Origin of the sequence: Stenotrophomonas sp. GbtcB23 (assembly GCF_019091045.1) — a bacterium.
GTDB lineage: Bacteria > Pseudomonadota > Gammaproteobacteria > Xanthomonadales > Xanthomonadaceae > Stenotrophomonas > Stenotrophomonas rhizophila_A.
In genome coordinates, this window is record NZ_JAGXKC010000566.1 from 1 (window position 1) to 247 (window position 247).

At 68.0% G+C, this 247-nt stretch carries 1 pseudogene; it reads left to right on the forward strand.

Features of this window, described 5'->3' with window-relative positions:
- Positions 1-60 precede the first annotated feature (60 nt).
- Positions 61-247, forward strand: a pseudogene (locus tag KVS69_RS20135) (hypothetical protein); the annotation flags it as partial.

Sequence of the window (247 nt, forward strand, 5' to 3'; positions counted from 1 at the left end):
GCGATGGACAGTGGCGGCGGGCCCGTATCCCGTTGGTTTGGTTCACCCAGGAGAAACGCCATGTGCTGGCATGAAGATTCCAACGACGCCGCCCTGATCGACGGTGACGCACCCGACCTCGACGCAGAGCCGGTAGTGGACACGCCGCTGCCGCGGCGGAACAACGACGTCTACTACCTGGGCGACACCGGCCGGCTGCCGCAGGATGGGCGCCGCGCGCTGTGCCAGCTGCTGATCGGCCCCAGCA